Source organism: Streptomyces triculaminicus (genome assembly GCF_017349075.1).
GTDB classification, from domain to species: domain Bacteria; phylum Actinomycetota; class Actinomycetes; order Streptomycetales; family Streptomycetaceae; genus Streptomyces; species Streptomyces triculaminicus.
The window spans coordinates 576,929-597,935 of sequence record NZ_JAFMOF010000002.1; the positions used below are offsets into that span (position 1 = coordinate 576,929).

Consider the following 21,007-nt stretch of genomic DNA (forward strand, 5'->3'; position numbering starts at 1 on the left):
GCATGACGTTCGGAGCGCAGCAGCAGACGGTGAACAGCGGGCCGCCCCGGCGGAGCCGGGCCCGCAGGATCGTTCCCCTCGTGGTGGCGGTCTGGGTGGTGCTGGAGGTGTGGCTGCTGACGCTCGTGGCCGGCGCGGCGGGCGGCTGGACCGTCTTCGCGCTGCTGGCCGGGGGAGTGATCGCCGGCTCGTATGTGATCAAGCGGGCCGGCCGCCGGGCCTGGCAGCGGCTGACGCAGTCCCTGCAGACCCCGGGCGCGGCTCCCGCGCCCGCGCCCGCGGAGGGCGGCGGCAACGCCCTGACGATGCTGGGCGGCCTGCTGCTGATGGTGCCGGGCCTGATCTCCGACGTGGCCGGGCTGCTGTGCCTCTTCCCGCCGACCCGGGCGCTCCTGCGCGGGTCGCTGGAGCGGCGGCTGCGGCGGTCGGGGACGCTGGGCGAGGCCTTCCAGCAGGCCCAGCAGGCGCAGCAGACACGGATGGGCGAGGGCAAAGTCGTGCAGGGCGAGGTGATCCGGGAGGACGCGCCGCCCGCACCCCGCCCGGGCGACCCGCAGCTGCCCCGCTGACCGGCGCCGGCCGCCACGCAAGGCGGCCACCGGGTACGGACAAGGGCCCGGGCCACTGCTCAGTGCAGTGGCCCGGGCCCTTGGTGGTGCTGTGGAGCGCGCGGTCCGTCGTCAGGCGGACTTGCGCGTGTCGCGCGGATGCACGGCGATGTTCATGGCGCCGGAGCGCAGGACGGCCAGCCGTTCGGCCAGCACCTCCTCCAGCTCCTCGCGGGTCCGTCGCTCCATGAGCATGTCCCAGTGCGTACGCGCGGGCTTGCCCTTCTTCTCCTCAGGACCGTCGCCGTCCACCAGGAGTGCCACGGCGCCGCACGCCTTGCACTCCCACTCCGGCGGAATCTCCGCCTCTACCGAGAACGGCATCTCGAATCGATGGCCGTTCGGGCATGCGTACTCCACCGCCTGGCGCGGTGCCAGATCGATGCCGCGGTCGGTCTCGTAGCTGGTCACCACGAGTCGCGTGCCGCGGAGAGCTCGCTCACTCATGAATTGTGCCTCCCGGGCTTTGTCGCCCACAGGACAGGTGTCGCTGTCGTCGTCATCCGGTCAACGTCCGGTCGGCGGTGAAGATTCCCCGTTGAGGGACATGCGTCGCCCGTCGTGCCGCCCCTTGTTGTACCCACCAACGCCCGTTTTGTCACATCCGGCAACAGATGTCACCCTGTGTTTCCGCTGCTTTAGCGCGCAGTAACGGTCCGTCCGGTGGGTCGAAGGCGTACACTACCGGGCTGCCGGTTTCCCACCTAAACCGGGTCCGGAACTCCGCGGGCCGCGCCCTCCTCGGCGGCCGTCGCGGGGGGTGCCGCCGAGGGCCCCGCCGCGACCACCGGGCTCGGCTCCGGCCCGGCGAACAGGCGCAGGAAGAACTGCGCCAGCGGGCCGATCGTCACCGCGAAGAGCACCGTGCCCACGCCCACCGAGCCGCCCAGCGCGAAGCCGGTCGCCAGCACGGTGACCTCGATGCAGGTCCGCACCAGCCGCACCGAGCGCCCCGTCCTGCGGTGCAGCCCCGTCATCAGCCCGTCGCGCGGGCCCGGGCCGAAGCGCGGGGTGATGTAGAGCCCCGTCGCGACCCCGCACAGCACCACCGCGAACAGCAGCAGCGGAATCCGCACCCACAGCGTGCCGGGCGGCGCCGGCACCACGCTCAGCGTCGCGTCCACCGCCAGGCCGATCACCAGGACGTTGGAGACCGTGCCGAGCCCGGGCCGCTGCCGCAGCGGGATCCACAGCAGCAGCACCAGCGCGCCGATGGCGATCGTGACCGTACCGATCGACAGGCCCGTGTGCCGGGAGACTCCCTGGTTCAGCGCGTCCCACGGCGACAGCCCCAGCCCCGCGCGCAGCTGCAGCGCGATGCTGATCCCGTACAGCATGAGCCCGCCGTACAGCTGGACGAGACGGCGGGCGAGCGCGGACCGTGGCCCTGATCCCTGTGGCGCGGACAAAGAATCCCCCTGTGGTGGTGCGAGTGGCTTGAGCCATGACAGTCTGTGGACTGTAGAGCAGAAAGATCCATGGCCAATCCCGGGAAGGTGGACCGCAAGCCATGACCCAGTGGACCTCTTCGGTCGGAGCGCCTCAGCTGGCGCGCCTCCTCGGCTCGCAGCACACGCGCGACACCGTCACCCCGCTCGGCGGCAGACGGCTGCCCGCCTACCGCTCGCTGGCCGACGGCATCCGGCTGCTCGTCCTCGAGGGGCGCGTCCCCGTGGCCGCCCGGCTGCCCGCCGAGCGCGAGCTGGCCGCCGCCCTGTCGGTGAGCCGCACCACCGTCGCCGCCGCCTACGAGGCGCTGCGCGGCGAGGGCTTCCTGGAGTCCCGCCGCGGCGCGGGCAGCTGGACCGCCGTCCCCGCCGGGAGCCCGCTGCCCACCCGGGCGCTGGACCCGCTGCCGCCGGAGGCCGCCGCCTCGGTGATCGACCTCGGCTGCGCGACGCTGACCGCCCCCGAGCCCTGGCTCACCCGCGGCCTGCAGGGCGCCCTCGAGGAGCTGCCGCCCTACGCCCACACCCACGGCGACTACCCCGCCGGCCTGCCCGCCCTGCGCCAGGCCGTCGCCGACCGCTACACCGCCCGCGGCGTGCCCACCATGCCCGAGCAGATCATGATCACCACCGGCGCGATGGGCGCCGTCGCCGCCATCTGCCGGCTGATGGCCGGGCGCGGCGAGCGGGTCGCCGTGGAGTCGCCCTCCTACGCCAACGTCCTGCAGCTCATGCGCGACGCCGGCGCCCGGCTGGTGCCCGTGGCCATGGCCGACCGGCTCGCCGGCTGGGACCTGCCCGCCTGGCGGCAGGTACTGCGCGACGCCGCGCCCCGTATGGCCTACGTCATCGCCGACTTCCACAACCCCACCGGCGCCCTGGCGCCCGAGGAACAGCGCCGGGAGCTGGTCGAGGCGGCCCGGGCCGCCGGCACGCTGCTCGTCGCCGACGAGACCATGTCCGAGCTCGCCCTGGAGGACGGCCTCGAACTTCCCCGGCCCGTCTGCGCCTTCGACCCCGCCGGCAACGCCGTCATCACCGTCGGCTCGGCCAGCAAGTCCTTCTGGGCCGGCCTGCGGATCGGCTGGGTGCGCGCCGCCCCGGACGTGATCCGCAGCCTGATCGCGGCCCGCGCCTACGCCGACCTCGGCACGCCCGTCATCGACCAGCTCGCCGTCACCTGGCTGCTGAACACCGGAGGCTGGGACGCGGCCCTGCAGATCCGGCGCGAGCAGACGCGCGAGAACAGGGACGCCGTCGTCGCGGCCGTCCGCCGGCACCTGCCCGAGTGGGAGTTCACCGTCCCGCGCGGCGGCCTCACGCTGTGGGCGCGCACCGGGGGGCTGTCCGGTTCCCGGATCGCCGAGGCGGCGGAGCGGCTGGGGGTGCGGGTGCCGTCGGGTCCGCGCTTCGGCGTCGACGGCGCCTTCGAGGGGTACGTGCGGCTGCCGTTCACCGTGGGCGCCCCGGTCGCCGAGCAGGCCGCGACGCGGCTGGCCGAGGCCACCCGCCTGGTGGCCAGCGGGGCCACCGCCGCCGTCGAGGTGCCCCGCACGTACGTGGCCTGAACCGGCAGCTACGTAGCCTGAAGCCGGGGGCCCGGCGGCTACACGCCCTGGACCGGCAGCATCCCGTCGCCCTCCGCCGCGCACCGGGAGGCCGCGGCGCCGGGCCACTCCGGCAGCAGTCGCAGCACCGCCTCCCGCTGGGCGTCGGCCGTCTCCTCGTCGTACGGGTCCGGGGTCGCCGGCACCTGCAGCCGGTGCACGGGCCCCGGGCCGAGCCGTGCGTAGCCGCGCCCGGGCGGCGTGTCCTCGGCGGGAGTGGTGTGCGGGGCCGTGCCCAGGGCCGCCGCCGCCTCCTGGGCGGTGGCCGGGCCCAGCGCCACCCGGGCCCCGGTGTGGGCGAACAGCGTCTCGCCGAGCAGCCCGGCCGCGTCCAGCCGCTCGCCGACGACGACGGTGACGCCCGCGGTCCGGCCGTGCTGCAGCGGCACCTCGAGCAGCTCCTGCGGATCCCGGCGCCCCTCGGCGGCGGCGAGCCGGCTGAGCGCGGCGGGCCGGTCGACGACGATCCACAGGGGGCGCCGGATGTCGTCGGGCGCCGGACGGCCGTTGCGGCGGGCGTAGGTGGCGGCCTTCAGCCGCCGTTCCGTCTCGTGGCAGGCCCACTCCAGGACGGCGAGCGCGTCCGGGGCCGTGCACTCCACGGCCAGCACGCCCTCGCGGCCGGCCAGGCAGGCGTAGCCGCCCGTGCCGCCGCCGTCGAGGATCACCGCGTCGCCGTGGTGCAGGGCCTGCAGGGCGACCGAGCGCAGCAGGGTGGTGACGCCGCTCCCGGGCCGGCCCAGGGCCAGCAGGTGGGGTTCGGTGGAGCGCGGTCCCGTGCGCCAGACGACCGGCGGCGCGTCGCGGGTGCTCTCGCCGACGGTCACCGGCAGCGTCCGCTGGACGGAGGCGGGGTCGGTGAAGCCCAGGACGGTCTCGCCGGGGGCGGTCACGAAGTACTGGGCCCCGATGCCGGTGGGCAGCGGGGAGAGCGCGCTCAGCTCGAGGTGGTTGGCGGCCTCGTCCCAGTCGAAGCGGTACTCCCGGCCCCGGCCGGCCTTGAGCTGCAGCAACTGCTCGATCCGGGTACGGGCCGGGCCCTCGCTGTCGGTGAAGTAGCCGGGGTAGCGCAGCCGCAGGGAGGTCAGCCGCCCCTGGTCGTCGAAGGCGTGCCCGTCGAAGACGGCGCCCCAGTCGCCGCCGTGCTCGTACAGCGGACTGGGGTCCTCCGGGGCGGTCAGGTAGGGCACCAGCGCCTCGTACAGCGCCTGCAACCGGGCGCTCTCCGCCTCGTCCGGCTCCTCCTGCTCCGGCGCCCGCTCACGGCCGGCCCAGGCGCCCGCGGCGACCATGACCGCCGCGGCCAGTGGCGGTCCGTAGGGCACGAGTGCCACGATGACCAGGGAGGACCCCAGCAGGAGCAGCGAGGGCCCGCGCCGGTCGGCGGGCATCCGCAGCCAGCCGCGTACGCCCGCAGCGGCCAGCCGGCGCAGCCCCCGCGCGACCACGAACAGCGGATGGAGGGTGTCCCGGGTGCTCTCGGCGGCTCCGCGCGCGAGCTCCCTGCCCCGGACGAGCGAGGTGCCGCCGCCGGTCGTCGGGATGCGGGGGAGCGAGCGCCGGCCCACGTCGGCCTCCTGGGTCGCTGCGGCGGGGTCGGACTAGAACTTGATGCCGCCCAGCAGGCTGGCGAGGCTCGCGCCGCCCGCGCGGATGCTCGGAGCGATGCCGGTGCTCGCGAGATAGAAGCCGAACAGGGCGCAGACCAGCCCGTGCGAGGCCTTGAGGTTGTCCTTGCGGAAGAAGAGGAAGACGACGACACCGAGGAGCACGACGCCCGAGATGGAGAGGATCATTGGGTATCTCCTGCGGAACTGGGGGGCGGTCACCATGAGTCCCTCCAGCTTCACAGAAAGTATTATTCCGGCAACTGGGGATACCCCCGTACGGAGGATGGCAGACCATGACCGGACCGAGGCCCGAGACCGAAGAGCCCGCCCACGACCCCGAGGTGCTGCAGCTCGCCGCCAAGGTCTTCGACCTGGCGCGGCACGGTGACACCGCCACCCTCGCGGCCTATGTGGACGCAGGCGTTCCTGCGAATTTGACCAACGACAGGGGCGACTCCCTCGTCATGCTCGCCGCCTACCACGGTCACATCGACGCCGTCATCGCACTGCTCGAGCGCGGCGCCGACCCCGACCGGCCCAACGACCGGGGCCAGACGCCGCTGGCGGGCGCCGTCTTCAAGGGCGAGACCGAGGTCGTCCGCGTGCTGGTGGCCCATGGCGCGGACCCCGCCGCCGGCATGCCGTCCGCGCTCGACACCGCCGCCATGTTCGCCCGCCAGGACCTGCTGGAGCTGCTCCAGGGCGAATGACCGCCGGGGCGCTGAGCGGCGCGACGGCGCGCCGCTCAGCGCCCCCGCCCGGCCGGCAGGGGCCGGGGCGGCACGAAGGCCTACGAGGGCCTGCCCGGCGGCTGCGTCGACGCGAAGCTCAAGGGGGACGAGAAGTCGCGGCGCCTGTGCCCCGCCACGGTGAACGTCAACCCGTAGCGCCCAGCGCCAGCACGGCCTCCACCGTGTCGGCCTCCGCCGCCGTCTTGTCCTCCCGGTACCGCACGACCCGCGCGAAGCGCAGGGTCACCCCCGCCGGATACCGGGAGGACCGCTGCAGACCGTCGAAGGCGATCTCCACCACCAGCTCCGGCCGCACCGTCACCACATGGCCGTCGTCGCCCACCGCCAGCTCCCGCAGCCGCTCGGTCTGCCAGGCCAGCACCGCGTCCGTCAGCCCCTTGAACGTCTTGCCGAGCATCGCGAACGAGCCGTCCGGCCGGCGCGCCCCCAGATGCAGGTTCGACAGCTTCCCCCGGCGCCGGCCGTGCCCCCACTCGGCGGCCAGCACCACCAGGTCCAGGGTGTGGACCGGCTTCACCTTCAGCCACGCCGCCCCGCGCCTGCCCGCGCTGTACGCCGCGTCCAGCGCCTTGACCATCACCCCCTCGTGCCCGCGCCGCAGCACCTCCTCGGAGAAGTCCTGCGCCGCCGCCCTCGCCCCCTCGGCCGACGGATCCGCCACCACCAGGCGCCGCACCCGCATCGGCTCCGGCACCACCCGGGCCAGCACCGCGTGCCGCTCGGCCGTCGGCATCGCCAGCAGCTCCCGGCCGTCGACCGCCAGCACGTCGAAGAACACCGGCGACAGCGGGAAGGCCGCCCCCGCCCCCGCCACGTCCAGCCGCGAACCCACCCGGCCGGCGATGTCCTGGAAGGCGTGCGGGCGCCCCGCCGCGTCCAGCGCGATCACCTCCCCGTCGAGCACCGCCGAGTCCACCGGCAGCGCCAGCGCCGCCACGGCCACCTCCGGCAGCCGCTCGGTGATCTCGTCCAGCGTCCGCGTGTAGACGCGTACGTCCCCGCCGTCCCGGTGCACCTGCACCCGGATCCCGTCCAGCTTCTCCTCCACCGCGCACGGCCCCAGCCGGTCCAGCGCCTCGTCGACGTCACCGGCGCTCTGCGCCAGCATCGGCAGCACCGGCCGTCCCACCCGCAGCCGGAACTCCGTCAGCGCCGCAGGGCCCCGCTCCAGCAGCACGCGGGCCACCGCGCCCAGCGAGCCGCCCAGCATCACCGCCCGCCGTACGTCCTCGGGCGCCGCGCCGGCCGCGGCCGCCAGGCCCTCGACCGCGAGCGCGTCCAGCGCGCCCTGGCGCAGCTCGCCGCCGATCAGACGGAAGAGGAAGTCCTGCTCCTCGGCGGTGGCCGCGCCCAGCAGCTCGCCGACCAGGCGCCGGCGCTCGGCCTGCGCGCCCGGGCCCGCCACGGCCGCGATCGCCGTGAACGCCCGGTCGACGTCGCCCACGGTCAGCGTGGGCGCGGCGGCCGGGGCGGGCGCGTGGCGCAGGGTGCTCCAGCCGACGCCGATCCTGCGCTGCGGCAGCCGGCCGGCGAGGTAGGGGATGACGAGGGGGGCCTCGTCGGGCTCGGCGTCGCGGAAGAGGCCGGCCAGCAGGGCGGTCTTCCGCGTACGGGCGCTCGTCGCCGCGACCTCCCCGGACACCCGTGCGACCTCGGCGAGCAGCATGACTCCATCGTGCGGCGGCCGCGAGCGGGCCGCAGGCCGGGGTGCTCGCGAGCGGGGCTCTGCTCAGCCACCGGCCCGCGCGGCCTCGTCCTCCGCCCGCCCCGCGCTGTCGCTGATCCTGATCAGCAGCGCCACCATCAGCCAGTTGGCCACCAGCGACGAGCCGCCCTTGGCCAGGAACGGCAGGGTCTTGCCGGTCAGCGGGATCAGGGCCAGCACACCGCCCGCCACCACGAACACCTGCAGCGCCAGCGCCGCCGCCAGGCCCACCGCCAACAGCTTGCCGAACGGGTCGGGCGTACGCAGGGCCACGCTGAGGCCGCGCTGGACCAGCAGCGCGTACAGCACCAGGACGGCCATCGTGCCGGCGAGCCCGAGTTCCTCGCCGACGGTGGTCAGGATGAAGTCGCTGCGGCCGGCGAAGCGGACGAGCTCGGGGTGGCCGCGGCCCAGGCCGCTGCCCGTGACGCCGCCGCTGCCGAAGCTGAAGAGGGCCTGCGCGGCCTGGTCGGAGACGCCGCTGCCCTCCTTGAAGGCGTCGAAGGGGTGCAGCCAGGCGTCGATGCGGCCCTTGACGTGCGGCTCCAGCGAACCCACCACCCCCGCCCCCACCACGGCCATCAGCAGGCCGCACACCACCCAGCCGGTGCGCTCGGTGGCCGCGTAGAGCATCACCACGAACAGCCCGAAGAAGATCAGCGAGGTGCCCAGGTCCCGCTCGAGGGCCAGCACCAGCAGGCTCAGCACCCACACCGTCACGATCGGTCCGAGCTGGCGCCCCGGGGGCAGCCGCATGCCGAGCGCCTTGCGGCCCGTCAGCGCCAGGGCGTCGCGATGGGTGACGAGATGGCCGGCGAAGAACACCGCGATCATGATCTTGACGAACTCGCCCGGCTGGAAGGACAGCGGGCCGATGAGGATCCACCGTTTGGCGCCGTAGAGGTCCCCGGGGAAGAACGCGGGCGCCATCAGCAGCACCAGCGCCACGGCCATCGTCAGATGGATGTACCGCCGCAGTCGGCGGTGGTCCGGCAGCAGCGCCACCACCACGACGCACAGCACCACCCCCAGGACCGTCCACACCAACTGCCCGTCGGCCGTCGGACCGGCGTCGTACCGCCTGGCATAGGCCGGGTCCAGGCGGTACAGCAGCACCAGCCCCAGCGCCGAGAGCAGCACGGCCAGCGGCAGGATCAGCGGGTCCGCGTGCGGCGCCCACTGACGCACCGCCAGATGCGGGAAGAGGGCCAGGCACGCCATGACCCCCGCGAAGGCGGGCAGCCCCGCGGGGACCTCGCCGGCGGTCGCCAGCCCGGTGTACGCGTACCCGGAGCAGCCGGTCAGGACCGCGAGGACCAGCAGCACCGCCTCGCCGAGGCGCCTGCCGGACCCCGGGGGGAAGGCCGCCGCGGGCACACCGCTGTCGCCGCCTCCCTCGACTCGTACGGTTTCCACGGTCACACCCGTCATGATGAGCGGCCGGACCGGAAGAAGCCCGCACGACCCGAAGAAGTCGCCGGAAACGCTCCACACGCGGACCACCCGTCAGAAGACCGCCAGGACACGTCGCACTGCGCGGCTCGTATGAACATGGGCGGGTGACGGTGCGTGATGTCGCGCACACTTAGTGGAATTGTCGTAACCGGCCGGAGCCGCGCCGAGTTGTGGCACCGGCACCGCAGGACCGACGACGCAGGACGGAGCAGTGGTTCAGCCATGAGCAAGCGCCAGAAGGGCCGCCGACACCGCAGGATCAACCGCACCCCACGCCCGGTGGGTGCCTCCCGACCGGCCACCGCGCGGCCGGAGCCGAAGCGCGACGCGCGCCACGAGCGGCCCGAGGCCGCCCCCACACCCGCCGCCCTCGGCCGCCACGAGGCCCGCACCTGGGACGGGCTGCGCGCCTTCGGCGACGACGGGGCCTCCCTGGACGAGCTGTGCGCCTCGGTCGGCTACCAGCCGCGCACGATCGCCAAGCACGTCAACGGGCTCGCCGGCCACGGCCTGGCGGTGCTGCGCGGCGACCGCTGGTACGCGAGGGCGGAAGAGCCCCTCGTGAGCCGGTGACGGCCGGCCCCGGGCCGCACGGGACGCGCCCGCGCCCCCGGCCCGGGGCCCCGCGCGGCTCAGCCGATCCTCGGCGCGCCCCCGCTCTCGCGGCGCTTGCGCGCCAGCGCGGCGAGCACGGCCTCGTGGCCCAGCAGCGATTCGGCCGCGCGCTCCAGCGACCGGGCGGCCGTCTCGGCCCGGTCCGCGTGGGTGAGGATCCGCTGCCGCAACACCGTGCCCTCCTCGCCCAGGAGCGTCACGGCGTCGGCGCTCGCGCGCAACCGCCCCGCCTGCTCGCGCAGGTTGTCGGCCTGCGCCCGCACCGACCTGGACCAGGGCACCCCGCCGGCCCCGTCGGGGGCCGTCACCGCGTCCTCGCCCAGGGCGCGAAGGCGTTGCGCACGCCCTCCAGGGCCGGGGCCAGCTCCGGGTGGTGCCGCAGCAGGACGTCGCGCATGGTCGTACGGTCGATCCACTCCATGCCCTCCGGGGTGTAGATCTCGGGCCGGTAGTCGGTGGTGAAGAAGCGGTCGCTCTTCAGCCGCCGGGACGCCATCAGGACGAACACCCGGAACGCCGTGTCGCTGAAGGCGAAGCCGCGCGGCCGGGGTTCGGCGTACATCCCCACCATGGTGTCGACCCGGTCCAGGCGCCCGTCGTAGACGTCCCGCAGCTCGGCGGCCAGGTGGGCGTTCCCGCCGGTCAGTTCCTCGAAGCCGGTCACCGGCGGCCGGTGCAGCGCGGCGCGGAAGGCGGTGTAGCGGGGCACGCCGCGCTCACGGTCGCGCAGCACGTCCACCGTGCCGAGGTCGACGTGCTCCCCGGAGACCCGCACCAGGTCGCGCAGGCAGTCGGGGTGGTTGTGCAGGGTGATGGCGCCGGGGTGCATGGTGCCGAAGGAGTACAGCAGGTCGGTCATGCCCCACCGGTCCACGGCCTTGCGGGTGGCCAGCGCCTGCAGCGGCTCGAAGCCGGTGACGTCGATCAGCGCGCCGTCACGATGCGAGCGGATCTCGTACTCGTCCCGGATCAGCGGGTGCAGTCGGTAGGAGGTGACGAACTCCTCGGTCATCGAGTACGGCGCCGCGTGGTGCGCGGTGGGGGAGCCGGGGATGCCGAAGAACGCCTCGCCCCGGCCCAGGCGCCCCACCCGGCGCCGCAGCCGCGCGGGAAGCACCCCGTACCAGTTGATGTGCATGGCCGCCCGCGTCACCGGACGGTCGATGACGGCGGGCGTCCACTCCACCGTATGGATCTTGGCCATCACGGCGGCGTTCACCAGCCTGGCCACCTGGAACAGACGCTCGTCGTCCCAGGTGGGATGGGCGGATTCCACCCGGGCGCAGATCGCGTTGTGCTCCTTGGCGAAGAGCGTGTGCAGCAGCGACAGGCCGACCCAGTAGTTGTCGTTGAAGCCGGTGGCGTCGATGCCGGCCAGCCCCGGGCGCGTCTCGTCCGGCAGCCTGCCGTCCACGACGGCCAGCCGGCCGCCCTCGCCCGTGCGCAGCGAACGGCACCGCTCCTCGTCGGACCCGTAGATCTGCGAGCCGTCCCACCAGTGGGAGACGGTGTTCTCGTACGTCGGAGGACGGCCGGGCCCGGTGTGGGCGACGGGGTCGGGCCGGCTGCGGCGGACCAGCATGGGGCAGCGCGACCAGTCGTCGTTCGCGGCCAGCGGGACGTCCAGGGGCGCCTCGGCCCTGTTGTCGCCGTGGCTGAACCAGCCGTGGTTCTGGAACTGGATCCAGGCCGCCGCCAGCAGGTTCAGCGACACGGCCGGGCGGAAGCCCCGCGAGCGGGCCAGCAGGCGCCGGCTCACCTCGCGCGGACCGGGCGAGAACAGACCGTGGTCCTCGGGCTCCGGGAAGGTCTGCGGCAGCGCGCAGTTGCGGTCGAAGCGGGTGCCCGCCCGGCCCATGTCCACGTCGTCCGGGTCGTACCCGGACCCGTCGTAGCTGCGGTACGGCAGCAGGACCGGGCTCGGGGTGCGGGGCCGTTCGCCGCCCGCGCCGAAGGTGTCGTGCAGATTGTGGGCGCGCAGCAGGTCCCGCTGCCGTTTGATCTCCAGCAGCGCCAGGGGGAAGGGCAGCGAGTGCCACTCGCGGCGGCGCCGCGGTGCCGGTGTCATCGATCGCTCTCCAACGGGGGGTAGGGGGCGGGACGGTTCAGCGGTCGTGGAGCCGGAGGACGACGGTCTCCTCCACCCGGCCCCGGTACGGCTCGAGCAGGGCGTCCACCCGGTCGCGCGCCTCGGGCACCACGTCGTCGAGGCTCTGCGCGTAGACGCCCGCGTTGTGGCACTGCGGGAAGTCGTGCGAGCGGTCCACCCAGGTGATCTCCAGCCAGTCGGCGGGCACCGGGAAGACGGAGACCGGGCTGCGCCCCTCGAGGTTGGGCACCACGTCGTGCTCGTTGACGAGGCTGACGACCCGGGTGGCCGGGTCGAGGGGGCGCTTGAAGTCGACGGGGGAGCCGACGGCGACGGCGTGGGTCAGCCGCCACCGCCGGTTGACGTCGGGCAGTTCGGTCAGGTTCAGGGCCGTGATGCCGCCCAGGCTGTGCCCGACCAGCGCGACCTCGGTGCCCTCGGGGACCACCCGGGCCAGGGCCTTGCGCACGGCCCGGGTGTACGGGGAGTCGTTGCGGCCCACCGCGGTGACCGCGCCCACCAGGTCCTGCGGGGTGGCGTTGCGGGGCCGGCCGAAGGCCATGCCCGGCAGCACCACCACATGCCGCGTGACGCCGTCCGGGCCGGTGACCCGGTGGATCAGCATCCGGCCGTCGGTGCCCAGGACCGCGATGTCACGCAGGTGGCCGCTGACGCTCGTACCGGGATCCAGCCGCGCCAGCAGGGCCGGGTCCGCCGGCAGTACCTCGGCCCGGCCGGCCCCCCGGTCCCAGCGCGCCCAGGCGCCGATGGACGTGCCCAGCAGGGGATCGCCGTCCGGCCGGGTGCCGGTGACGATGTGCCAGGCCGCCGCGTCGTTGAACGGGTTCTCGTCCACCAGCGCGTTCCACGCCATCACCTCGGTCAGCGACGGCGCGAGGCGTGCCAGGGCCCGCTCGCCGCCCTGCTCGCGCACGTTCTGCCGCAGCACCCGCAGGGCGCGCAGCTGGCGGTCCGCCGCGATGGCGTCCAGCAGCCGCCGCACCGGGCCGTCCTCGGCGAACTCCGGGTGCCGCACCGAGCACAGCCGGATGCGCAGCTCCAGCGAGGTCACCGCCACGGCGACCGCCAGGCTCTCGCGGCTGGTCAGTACCCCGCCCAGCCACGCCGCCCGGCCCAGCCGCCCGCCGTCGGGCGCGTAGCCCAGCCCGGTGGCCGAGGTCAGGGCGCCGGCCAGGGCCCGCACGGCCCGCAGTCCGGTGCGCGGCGAGCGGCCCAGCGAGGCCGCCAGCGCCGGGTCGGTGGCCACGGCCGTCAGCGCCCGGCCCGCCGCCCGGATCTCGCCCGCCGCCTTCCCCAGCGCCCGGGCCACCGGGGCCAGGGCGGCCACGTCCGGCCCGGCGGCGCGGATGCCGCCGCCGGACGTCATGACGCCCCCGGAGTGCGCTGGGCGCGGTAGCCGATGCGCAGGCGCGTCGCGTCGAAGGTGTACGGCAGCGGCCGGGCGGGCCCGAGCCGTACCCCGGCCACCGCCAGCTCCCCGCCGCGCAGGAACTCGGCGACGAAGCCGGTCGCCAGCAGCAGCCCCAGCTCCATGCCGCTGCACTGGGCCTCGCCCCGGCTGAACGGGCTGACGGCCCAGTCCTGCGAGGCCGTGCCGTCCAGCCACTTCTCGGGCGCGAAGCGGTGCGCGTAGTCGACGCGCTCCGCGTCGCGGGCGTGGAAGGCGGCGGGCACCAGGACGTTCATCCCGCCCGGCGCCACGGCCCCCCGCCAGCGGGTCTCCGCCGTCGTACGCCGCATCAGGCTCGGCACCGGCGGCCACAGCCGTGCCGCGTCCTGGACGCAGGCGCGCAGGTACGGCAGGGCCTCGAACCCCGCCACCGTGTGCGCCCCGTGCCGGCGGTCCGCCGCCGCGACCTCCTCCAGCGCCCGCCGGTAGTGCGCCGGATGCGTGGCGAGCAGGGCCAGGGTCTGCGTCACGGCCGCCTGCACGACCCCCAGCGCCATGAACCAGTGCGCGACCTGCCCCTCGGGAGCGGTCTCCGGACCCCGGGGGGCGGTACGGAACAGCCCGGTCAGGCTGCGCGGGTCGGCGTCGCACAGATACCGGGCCTGACGCTGCGTCATCTTCCGCCGGATCCGGCGGGTACGGGCCCTGCGCCAGCGCCGCGCCCCCATCCAGTTGGCCTCCGTGAGCAGCTCCTCCAGCAGCCGGGAGAACTCCGTGTCCTCGGCGGCCGCCTCGCCCAGGAAGCAACGCCGCCCCGCACGCTCGAGCCGCGCGCGGACGTCCCCCGCCGACAGCCCCGACTCCGCCCGGGGGCCCAGCAGCGCCCGGGCCTCCTCGCCCACCACCCGCAGGAAGTGCCCGGCCAGCCGGTGCACCGGGCACCCGGCGTCCAGGACCGCGTCGTTGAACGCCCGCCGCGCCGTGCGCTGCCGGCCGTGCGAGGCGACCAGCGCCTCGGGCTGCACGGCGGCGAAGCCGCTCACCTTCTCCCAGGTGTCGACCGCGTACACCTCGACCGGCCCGGCCAGCACCTGCCGGGCGTCCTCGGCGTCCAGCACGAGCAGCGTCGGGCCCGAGGTACCGCGCACCACCACGGGACCGCGGCCGTGCCGCCCCCGCAGGGAGCGCATCAGCTCCATGCCGCGCCGGTTGGGGTCGATCCGGGCGACCAGGCGGGCGGCCCGGGGCCGGGGACGGAAGACGCCCCGGAGGTAGTTGGGAAGGAAGTAGCCCAGCGTCAGGCGCAGGTTCTCGCTCCGGGTGGCCGTCGGCAGCGCCCCCTCCGGGAGGGCGTCCGAGCCGGCGTCCGTGCCGCTGCCGAAGGTCTCGCTCGTCCGGCTCATGCCAGCACCTTCCCCGGGTTGAGCAGACCGTCGGGGTCCAGCAGCCGTTTGATGTCCCGTTGCAGGCGCAGGCCGCGCGGCGGCAGCTCCCGGGCCAGCCACTCGCGCTTGAGCACGCCCACGCCGTGCTCGCCGGTGATGGTGCCGCCCAGCTCCAGGCCCGCGGCCATGATGGCGTCGTACGCCTCCCTGGCCCGCCGCACCGCCGAGCGGTCGGCGCGGTCGAAGAGGACCGTCGGGTGGAGGTTGCCGTCGCCGGCGTGGCCGACGGTGGCGATGTACAGGTCGTACTCCCCGGCGATCTCCTCCACGCGCTCGACGAGGTCGGCCAGCCGGTCGCGCGGCACGGCGACGTCCTCGACGAAGGCCGTCATCGCGCCCGGCAGCCCCTTGGCCACCGCGCCCAGCGCGGGCATCACCATGCGCCGGGCGTCCAGCACCTGCCGGCACCGCTCGTCGTCCTCGGCCACCGCGACGGACAACGCCTTGGCCTCCCGGCACAGCTCCGCCATCGCCCGCACCCGGGCCGCCGCGTCCGGGGCGTCGCTGGCCACGATCAGCGTGGCGCCGCCCGCGCCGGCCAGCAGCGGATGGCCCAGCGCCGCGACCGCCTCGGTCGTCGCACGGTCCATCAGCTCCAGGGCGGACGGCACATGCCCCTCCCGGATGATCGCCCCGGCGGCCGCGCCCGCGTCGCGGGCGCTCGCGAAGGAGGCCAGCAGCGCCAGCTCCGGAGGCCGCGGCGGCCGCAGGGCCAGCGTCGCCTCGACGATGACGCCGAGCGTCCCCTCGGAGCCCACGAACAGGCGGGTCAGGTCGTACCCGGCAACCCCCTTGACCGTGTCCCGCCCCACCCGCAGCACCTCGCCGTCGGCCAGGACGACCGTCAGGCCCAGGACGTAGTCGGCGGTGACGCCGTACTTCACACAGCACAGTCCGCCCGCGCCGGTGGCGATGTTGCCGCCGATCGTGCACGTCTCCCACGACGCCGGGTCCGGCGGGTAGCACAGGCCCTCGCCGGCGACGGCCGCCGCGAGATCGGCGGTGATCACCCCCGGCTCGCAGCGCACCAGGCGGTTCGCCCTGTCGATCTCCAGGATGCGGTTCATCCGGACCATGGAGAGCACCACACAGCCGTCCACGGCGTTGGCACCCCCCGCGAGCCCGGTACGGGCGCCCTGCGGCACCACGGGAACCCCCAGGGCGCGCGCGACGCGCAGCACGTGGCGCACCTGTTCCACGGTCTCGGGCCGGACCACCACGGCAGGTCTGCCCGCCTCGCTGAACGGGGCCGCGTCGTAACGGTGCAGGGCCAGCTCGACGTCCGCCGTGCCGAGGGCCTCCGGAGGCAGGGCCTCCGCGAGGGCCGCGAGCAGCGGATTGCCGACAGGAGGGGTCATGGGCAGCTCCATGCGATGGGGCCCGGAAAGGGCGAGTGGGAAAGGCGTGGAGAGAGCGTTCGACGGCGTGAAGGGACGACCGCACGGCGGTGGCCGCCGGGCGGGCGGAGAAGGGGTGGGGTGAGGTCAGAGCGTCGGCGGGACGGTCGTGACCGGGGCCTCGATCAGTACGGGCCCCTCGGCGCCGGCGGTGGCGGCGCCGACGAGCTCGGCGAGGTGCGCCGGATCCGTGGCACGGTGGGCGGGCACCCCGTAGCCGCGGGCGAGGGAGCACAGGTCCAGCCCGGGAAGATCCAGACCCGGCACGCCCGGCGTGTTTTCGAAGCGGCCGAACCACTTGAGGATGGCGTACTCGCGGTTGGCCGGCACCACGAACGTCACCGGCACCCGGTAGGCGGCCGCCGTCCACAGCGCGGTGATCGCGTACTGCGCGGAGCCGTCGCCGATCAGGGCCACCACCGGCCGCTCGGGACGCCCCAGCTGCGCCCCGACGGCCGCCGCGAGGCCGAAGCCCAGGCCGCCGCCGGTGGTCATCAGGAAGGAGTCCGGGCGGTCGACGCGGACGTGGTCGCGGAACAGCTGCAGATTGGAGGGCGACTCGTTGACCCACACCGTGTCCTCGGGCGCCGCGCTCGCCACGGCGGCCAGCGCGATGGCGGCCGACATCGGCTCGCCGTCGGCCTCCGGCACCTCCACCGCACAGCGGGCCGGCCGGGCGGGAACGGCGTCGCCGCGCTTGTCCACCAGCTCCGCGAGCAGCTCCAGCGTGGGGCGCAGCCCCGCGACCAGGGCGTCGCCGACGGGCGCCCGCGCGGCCTCGCCCGGGTCGCTGGTCAGCAGCACCAGCTCACAGCCCTCGGCCAGCAACGGACCCGGCACATAGGGGTAGTACCGGAAGACCGGCGCCCCGACCACGAGCACCAGGTCATGCCCCGCGAGCGTCCGGGCCAGCGGGCCGATCGCCGGGGGCAGCACGCCCTGGTACAGGGGGTGGTTCTCCGGGAAGCCCACCCGGCCCTCGACGGGCGACGCCCACACCGGCAGCTGCCGGCGCTCGGCCAGCGCCACGGCGGCGGACCAGGCCCCTTCGGCGTCCACCGAACCGCCCGTCACCAGCACCGGGTTGACCGCGGCCTCCAGCCGCCGGGCGAGCGCCTCCACGCACGGCCGGTCGGCCGCCGTCAGATCGTGGACCCGCCGCACGGCCGCGTGCCGCGCGGCCCGTTCCGCCGCCTCGTCCAGCTCCACGTCCCAGTCGTCCATCGGCAGGGAGAGGAACACCGGCCCTCGCGGCGCGGTCTCGGCGATATGGAAGGCGCGGGCGAGGGCGGCGGGCACGTCCTGGGCGCGCGGCGGCTCGTAGGCCCACTTCACGGCCGGGCGGGGCAGGGCGGTGGCGTCCGCGTTCGTCAGCAGCGCCTCCATGGTCATCATGGCCCGCACCTGCTGCCCCGCCGTCACCACCATCGGGGTGTGGTTGGCCGCGGCGGTCACGATGGCCCCCATGGCGTTGCCCACGCCAGGCGCGGTGTGCAGGTTGACCAGCGCGGTGGTGCCCGTGGCCTGGGCGTATCCGTCGGCCATGCCGACGACCACGGCCTCCTGCAGGCCCAGTACGTACCGGAAGTCCGCGGGGAAGTCCTGCAGGAAGGGCAGTTCGGTGGAGCCCGGGTTGCCGAACACGGTGGTCACTCCGCGGGACCGCAACAGCTCACGCGCCGCTGCGCGTACGGTCGTCATGCCTGGCACCTCTTGGGGTCGATGGGCCGTTCGGGGAGGGGGAGCATTGCCACTTCCCGACCGGCGAAGCCATGACGCCGGAAGATCACCTGAGTATTCATCCGCGCGAGTGAATGCCCCCTGGCCTGCGCGGTATTACCGCGCGGCGGGTTCTACCGTCGCCCGCATGCCTGACATGGATGAGATCATCCGACGTATCCGACGGGATATGGACACGGAGTTGCGCAAGCGTGCGAGGCGGGCCCTGGATCGCCCCGCCGGCTGGTCCGTCACGGGGGAGGCCGGCGCGGACGGCGGGGACGACGCGCCCGCCACCGCCGGCAATGCCGGGGCGGTGGCGAGGGAGTAGGAACGGCGACACCCCGCCGCGGGACGCGGCGGGGTGTCGCGGGCGGGTCGGCGGCCCTACCTCTCAGGACGGCCGGTCACCGACGGGCACCGGCCATGCCGCGGGTGCCGCGTACGACGCCGAACCCCGCCAGGGCGAGGGCGGTCAGGCAGCACACGATGCCGACCACGGCGTTGCTGACGTTGGCGGCGGTGATGAAGGCGTGGCCGGAGACGATCCAGGGAGCCATGATCGTCCAGGCGCCGAGGCCCAGCGCCGCCCAGCTCGAGGAGTGGGTGCGTTCATAGGCCGGACCGAAGCCGCCGACCAGGCAGGCGAAGGCGACACCGGTGATCAGATTGTTGATGGTCAGGGTAGTCGCGCCGTTGAAGCCCACAATCCATGGTGAGGCGGCCAAATAGACGCCACACAGAAGGGCGATTGCCTCGACGGCCTGGGCGGCGGGGGTCGCCGTCGTCTCCTCGGAGTGGGCGCGGAGCGCCAGGATGTCCGGGTGCTGATCGATCCCGGGCGACGTGCGGGGGACGGTCACGTCAGCCACCTTCTTTCCGTACCGGTGCGGACCTGGTTGCATTTTATCCCAATTGACCGCGAATTCACCCTATTGGCGGTAGGAAGTGACGCCTGGTCCGAAGAAGCTGCTTATCGGGCAGGCAGACGGGGAAGGCTTGTCCTTCGGGGGCGCAAGGGGCTGCGGAAGCAGCAGGAACGGTACTGCAGGGGGAGGAGTCACCATGGACGATCCCGAAATGACCGAAGAGCGCGTACAGGACGCCACCGGAACGGCCGCGGAGCGGCCCGCACGGTCGGCGGCGGACCCCGCACGGGCCCGCCACGAACCGCTCACGCCCGACGAGGACGACCCCGAGCCGCATATCGTGCGGGGCGTGGACTGACGCTCACGGGACGTTCCCCGGGCGGAAAGATCCACGTGGCCCGCGCCACGTGCCGATGGCCGACAACACCCGTATGCGTGTCGTCATCGTCACCGAATCGTTTCCGCCCGACGTCAACGGCGTCGCGCACTGCGCCTGGCAGACCGCCCGGCACCTCGCGCTGCGCGGCCACGAGCCGCTCGTCGTGACCCCCGCCGGGGCGCGCGGACGCCCCGGCGAGGACCACGACGCCGGGCCCTGCCCGGTCCTGCGCGTGCCCTCCCTGCCGCTGCCCGGATACCCGCAGGTCCGCGTCGCGCTGCCGAGCCGCCGCCCGGCCGCCGCCCTCGCCGCGCACCGGCCCGACATCGTCCACCTCGCCGGCCCCTTCGTCCTCGGGGCACGCGCGATGACCGCCGCCCGGCGAATGGGCCTGCCGGCCGTCGCCGTCTACCAGACCGACCTCGGCGGCTACGCCCGCACCTACCTCGGCACCGGCGAAGGCGCCGCCTGGCGCCGCATCCGCGCCGTCCACCGCGCCGCCGACCGCACCCTCGCGCCGTCCACGGCCGCCGTGCGCGACCTCGCGGCCCACGGCGTGCCCCGCGTCCGGCTGTGGCCGCGCGGCGTCGACTCCGAACGCTTCCACCCCGGCCGCCGCGACCTCGAACTGCGCCGAGCACTCGCCCCCGCAGGCGAGCTCATCGTCGGCTACGTCGGGCGCCTCGCCCCCGAGAAACGGGTGGAACTCCTCGCCCCCGTCTGCGCCCTCCCGGGCGTCCGCCTCGTCATCGCCGGCGACGGCCCGCACGCCGGCCGGCTCCGGGCCGCCCTGCCGGGCGCCCGCTTCCTCGGCACCCGCACCGGCGACGAACTCGCCCGCATCTTCGCCTCGCTGGACGTCTTCGTCCACCCCGGCCCCCAGGAGACCTTCTGCCAGACCGTCCAGGAGGCCCAGGCGAGCGGAGTCCCCGTCATCGCCCCCGCCGCCGGAGGCCCCCTCGACCTCGTCGACCACGCCCGCACCGGGCTTCTCGTCCCGCCGCACGACGCGGAGGCCCTGCGGGACGCGGTGCTGACGCTGGAGACCGCGTGGAGGGCCCGTACGGAGTATGGGCGGGCGGGGCGGGCGGCGGTTCTGGCGCGGACGTGGGCGGTGGTGGGGGACCAGTTGCTGGCGCACTACGCGGAGGTTCTGGCGGGGTGGGGCGGGGGGCGTCGGGCGCGGGTTCCGGTGCGGGTGCGGTTCGTTGTGGGGCGGGGCCGGGGCGGGAGGGGCCGGGCCCTTCCGGGGCTGGATTATTTACGGCCCGGAACCGTCCACCGCGCTGATCACCCCGCACCCGGGCCGCAAATAACCCTTACGCCCCTACCAGGTCCCGTCCCCTCCCACCCCGGCCCCTCACGCGACGCGGCCGGCGGCTCCCGCACCCGGGGGAGGGGGAGGTGGGGAGGGGCTGGGGTGGGTGGGTTCCCTCAGGTCACGGCGCCGGGTACGCGCCCGGGAGGGGAGGGGGGGTCCCCTCACGCCGCCGGGGCGGCACCCGGCAGGGGGAGGGTTCCCCTCAGGCCACAGCACCGGTCCGCATCCGGGAACGGGGAGGGGGCGGGAGCGTAGGTCCCCCTCAGGTCACGGGGCCGGGTGTGGCCCGTACATTCACCTCACCGCGCTGCTGCGCCCCGAAGGCCCGCCCACCCTGGGCACCGGCCCGCACCCGGAGGCCCGCCCACCTTGGGCACCGGTCCGCACCCTGGTGGCCGGCCCGCACCCCCTGGTGACTGGCCCGCCCACCCATCCGGAGGCCCGCCCACCCTGGGACCGGCCCGCCCACCCTGGGCACCGGCCCGCACCGTCTCGTCGACGTGACGGGAGGGGGTCGGGGGCGCAGGAGGGTGTTCCGGAATGCTGCCGGATATTTGTGGGCCCAATGTGAGGGCAC

General features: G+C 74.9%; 19 protein-coding genes and 1 pseudogene. 7 read left to right on the forward strand and 13 right to left on the reverse strand.

Going from position 1 to position 21,007, the window contains the following annotated elements:
• Window positions 1-2 precede the first annotated feature (2 nt).
• On the forward strand, window positions 3-569 hold the full coding sequence (gene fxsA, locus J1792_RS12685; RefSeq protein ID WP_086566218.1) for an FxsA family membrane protein: 567 nt from the start codon (window positions 3-5) through the stop codon (window positions 567-569).
• 111 nt (window positions 570-680) lie between these two features.
• Here fxsA and J1792_RS12690 read toward each other — a convergent pair whose 3' ends face one another.
• Window positions 681-1,055 carry an RNA polymerase-binding protein RbpA gene (locus tag J1792_RS12690; protein WP_004948858.1) on the reverse strand — a complete coding sequence of 125 codons (375 nt, stop codon included), beginning with the start codon at window positions 1,053-1,055 and terminating at the stop codon, window positions 681-683.
• A gap of 257 nt (window positions 1,056-1,312) precedes the next feature.
• Complete coding sequence (gene yczE, locus J1792_RS12695; protein ID WP_242645892.1) at window positions 1,313-1,945, reverse strand: membrane protein YczE; 633 nt, start codon at window positions 1,943-1,945, stop codon at window positions 1,313-1,315.
• A 173-nt stretch (window positions 1,946-2,118) separates the two neighbouring features.
• Between yczE and J1792_RS12700 the strand changes: the two genes are divergently transcribed.
• A complete protein-coding gene (locus J1792_RS12700; RefSeq protein ID WP_086566220.1) occupies window positions 2,119-3,624 on the forward strand; it encodes an SCO1417 family PLP biosynthesis transcription factor in 1,506 nt (501 codons plus the stop codon).
• A 38-nt stretch (window positions 3,625-3,662) separates the two neighbouring features.
• Here J1792_RS12700 and J1792_RS12705 read toward each other — a convergent pair whose 3' ends face one another.
• Together J1792_RS12705 and J1792_RS12710 are read right to left on the reverse strand one after the other, a co-directional pair.
• Window positions 3,663-5,231: a hypothetical protein gene (locus J1792_RS12705; RefSeq protein ID WP_179198728.1), complete on the reverse strand. Its 1,569-nt coding sequence runs from the start codon at window positions 5,229-5,231 to the stop codon at window positions 3,663-3,665.
• A gap of 33 nt (window positions 5,232-5,264) precedes the next feature.
• Complete coding sequence (locus tag J1792_RS12710) at window positions 5,265-5,459, reverse strand: hypothetical protein (protein WP_086566221.1); 195 nt, start codon at window positions 5,457-5,459, stop codon at window positions 5,265-5,267.
• A gap of 107 nt (window positions 5,460-5,566) precedes the next feature.
• Here J1792_RS12710 and J1792_RS12715 point away from each other — a divergent pair, with 107 nt between their 5' ends.
• Window positions 5,567-5,983 (forward strand): ankyrin repeat domain-containing protein, encoded by a 417-nt coding sequence (locus J1792_RS12715; protein ID WP_086566222.1) that lies wholly within the window; start codon window positions 5,567-5,569, stop codon window positions 5,981-5,983.
• A gap of 166 nt (window positions 5,984-6,149) precedes the next feature.
• Here J1792_RS12715 and J1792_RS12720 read toward each other — a convergent pair whose 3' ends face one another.
• Together J1792_RS12720 and J1792_RS12725 are read right to left on the reverse strand one after the other, a co-directional pair.
• Window positions 6,150-7,691 (reverse strand): ATP-dependent DNA ligase, encoded by a 1,542-nt coding sequence (locus tag J1792_RS12720; RefSeq protein ID WP_207247245.1) that lies wholly within the window; start codon window positions 7,689-7,691, stop codon window positions 6,150-6,152.
• 63 nt (window positions 7,692-7,754) lie between these two features.
• Window positions 7,755-9,107 (reverse strand): FtsW/RodA/SpoVE family cell cycle protein, encoded by a 1,353-nt coding sequence (locus tag J1792_RS12725; protein WP_307843033.1) that lies wholly within the window; start codon window positions 9,105-9,107, stop codon window positions 7,755-7,757.
• Window positions 9,108-9,407: 300 nt separating this feature from the next.
• Here J1792_RS12725 and J1792_RS12730 point away from each other — a divergent pair, with 300 nt between their 5' ends.
• Window positions 9,408-9,758 carry a hypothetical protein gene (locus J1792_RS12730; RefSeq protein WP_086567492.1) on the forward strand — a complete coding sequence of 117 codons (351 nt, stop codon included), beginning with the start codon at window positions 9,408-9,410 and terminating at the stop codon, window positions 9,756-9,758.
• Between the two features lie 59 nt (window positions 9,759-9,817).
• On the opposite strand, the gene J1792_RS12735 is transcribed toward J1792_RS12730, so the two are convergent.
• The 6 genes from J1792_RS12735 to mdlC form a co-directional block, all read right to left on the reverse strand.
• The gene (locus tag J1792_RS12735; RefSeq protein ID WP_086567491.1) at window positions 9,818-10,108 is read right to left on the reverse strand and encodes a hypothetical protein; all 291 of its coding nucleotides are present in this window, start codon (window positions 10,106-10,108) and stop codon (window positions 9,818-9,820) included.
• Entirely contained in the window at window positions 10,105-11,868 is a 1,764-nt protein-coding gene (locus J1792_RS12740; RefSeq protein ID WP_207247247.1) for a peroxidase family protein, read from the reverse strand. The genes J1792_RS12735 and J1792_RS12740 overlap by 4 nt, the downstream gene beginning before the upstream one ends.
• Window positions 11,869-11,905: 37 nt before the next feature.
• Complete coding sequence (locus J1792_RS12745) at window positions 11,906-13,276, reverse strand: alpha/beta fold hydrolase (RefSeq protein WP_086567488.1); 1,371 nt, start codon at window positions 13,274-13,276, stop codon at window positions 11,906-11,908.
• Window positions 13,273-14,703: a cytochrome P450 gene (locus tag J1792_RS35045; protein WP_086567486.1), complete on the reverse strand. Its 1,431-nt coding sequence runs from the start codon at window positions 14,701-14,703 to the stop codon at window positions 13,273-13,275. Before J1792_RS35045 ends, J1792_RS12745 begins: the two co-directional genes overlap by 4 nt.
• Window positions 14,700-16,103, reverse strand: coding sequence for an FAD-binding oxidoreductase (locus J1792_RS12755; protein WP_207247248.1), 1,404 nt, complete (start codon window positions 16,101-16,103; stop codon window positions 14,700-14,702). Before J1792_RS12755 ends, J1792_RS35045 begins: the two co-directional genes overlap by 4 nt.
• 126 nt (window positions 16,104-16,229) lie before the next feature.
• A complete protein-coding gene (mdlC, locus tag J1792_RS12760; RefSeq protein WP_086567483.1) occupies window positions 16,230-17,843 on the reverse strand; it encodes a benzoylformate decarboxylase in 1,614 nt (537 codons plus the stop codon).
• Between the two features lie 166 nt (window positions 17,844-18,009).
• Between mdlC and J1792_RS12765 the strand changes: the two genes are divergently transcribed.
• Window positions 18,010-18,192: a hypothetical protein gene (locus J1792_RS12765; protein ID WP_143587584.1), complete on the forward strand. Its 183-nt coding sequence runs from the start codon at window positions 18,010-18,012 to the stop codon at window positions 18,190-18,192.
• 76 nt (window positions 18,193-18,268) lie between these two features.
• Here the strand turns inward: J1792_RS12765 and J1792_RS12770 are convergent, their stop codons facing one another.
• Window positions 18,269-18,724 (reverse strand): SPW repeat protein, encoded by a 456-nt coding sequence (locus J1792_RS12770; RefSeq protein WP_207247249.1) that lies wholly within the window; start codon window positions 18,722-18,724, stop codon window positions 18,269-18,271.
• Between the two features lie 202 nt (window positions 18,725-18,926).
• Between J1792_RS12770 and J1792_RS12775 the strand changes: the two genes are divergently transcribed.
• Together J1792_RS12775 and J1792_RS12780 are read left to right on the forward strand one after the other, a co-directional pair.
• Window positions 18,927-19,088, forward strand: a complete 162-nt coding sequence (locus tag J1792_RS12775; protein ID WP_179198795.1) for a hypothetical protein — start codon at window positions 18,927-18,929, stop codon at window positions 19,086-19,088.
• 73 nt (window positions 19,089-19,161) lie between these two features.
• A pseudogene (locus J1792_RS12780) lies at window positions 19,162-20,265 on the forward strand (glycosyltransferase family 4 protein); the annotation flags it as partial.
• Window positions 20,266-21,007 lie beyond the last annotated feature (742 nt).

Bases quoted from the DNA above. Each gene is read 5' to 3' on its own strand.
- J1792_RS12700 (WP_086566220.1), top strand. From the start codon at position 2,119: ATGACCCAGTGGACCTCTTCGGTCGGAGCGCCTCAGCTGGCGCGCCTC.
- mdlC (WP_086567483.1), bottom strand. From the start codon at position 17,843: ATGACGACCGTACGCGCAGCGGCGCGTGAGCTGTTGCGGTCCCGCGGA.
- J1792_RS12690 (WP_004948858.1), bottom strand. From the start codon at position 1,055: ATGAGTGAGCGAGCTCTCCGCGGCACGCGACTCGTGGTGACCAGCTAC.
- J1792_RS12730 (WP_086567492.1), top strand. From the start codon at position 9,408: ATGAGCAAGCGCCAGAAGGGCCGCCGACACCGCAGGATCAACCGCACC.
- fxsA (WP_086566218.1), top strand. From the start codon at position 3: ATGACGTTCGGAGCGCAGCAGCAGACGGTGAACAGCGGGCCGCCCCGG.
- J1792_RS12745 (WP_086567488.1), bottom strand. From the start codon at position 13,276: ATGACGTCCGGCGGCGGCATCCGCGCCGCCGGGCCGGACGTGGCCGCC.
- J1792_RS12720 (WP_207247245.1), bottom strand. From the start codon at position 7,691: ATGCTGCTCGCCGAGGTCGCACGGGTGTCCGGGGAGGTCGCGGCGACG.
- J1792_RS12715 (WP_086566222.1), top strand. From the start codon at position 5,567: ATGACCGGACCGAGGCCCGAGACCGAAGAGCCCGCCCACGACCCCGAG.
- J1792_RS12765 (WP_143587584.1), top strand. From the start codon at position 18,010: ATGCCTGACATGGATGAGATCATCCGACGTATCCGACGGGATATGGAC.
- J1792_RS12710 (WP_086566221.1), bottom strand. From the start codon at position 5,459: ATGATCCTCTCCATCTCGGGCGTCGTGCTCCTCGGTGTCGTCGTCTTC.
- J1792_RS12755 (WP_207247248.1), bottom strand. From the start codon at position 16,103: ATGACCCCTCCTGTCGGCAATCCGCTGCTCGCGGCCCTCGCGGAGGCC.
- J1792_RS35045 (WP_086567486.1), bottom strand. From the start codon at position 14,703: ATGAGCCGGACGAGCGAGACCTTCGGCAGCGGCACGGACGCCGGCTCG.
- yczE (WP_242645892.1), bottom strand. From the start codon at position 1,945: ATGCTGTACGGGATCAGCATCGCGCTGCAGCTGCGCGCGGGGCTGGGG.
- J1792_RS12740 (WP_207247247.1), bottom strand. From the start codon at position 11,868: ATGACACCGGCACCGCGGCGCCGCCGCGAGTGGCACTCGCTGCCCTTC.
- J1792_RS12775 (WP_179198795.1), top strand. From the start codon at position 18,927: ATGGACGATCCCGAAATGACCGAAGAGCGCGTACAGGACGCCACCGGA.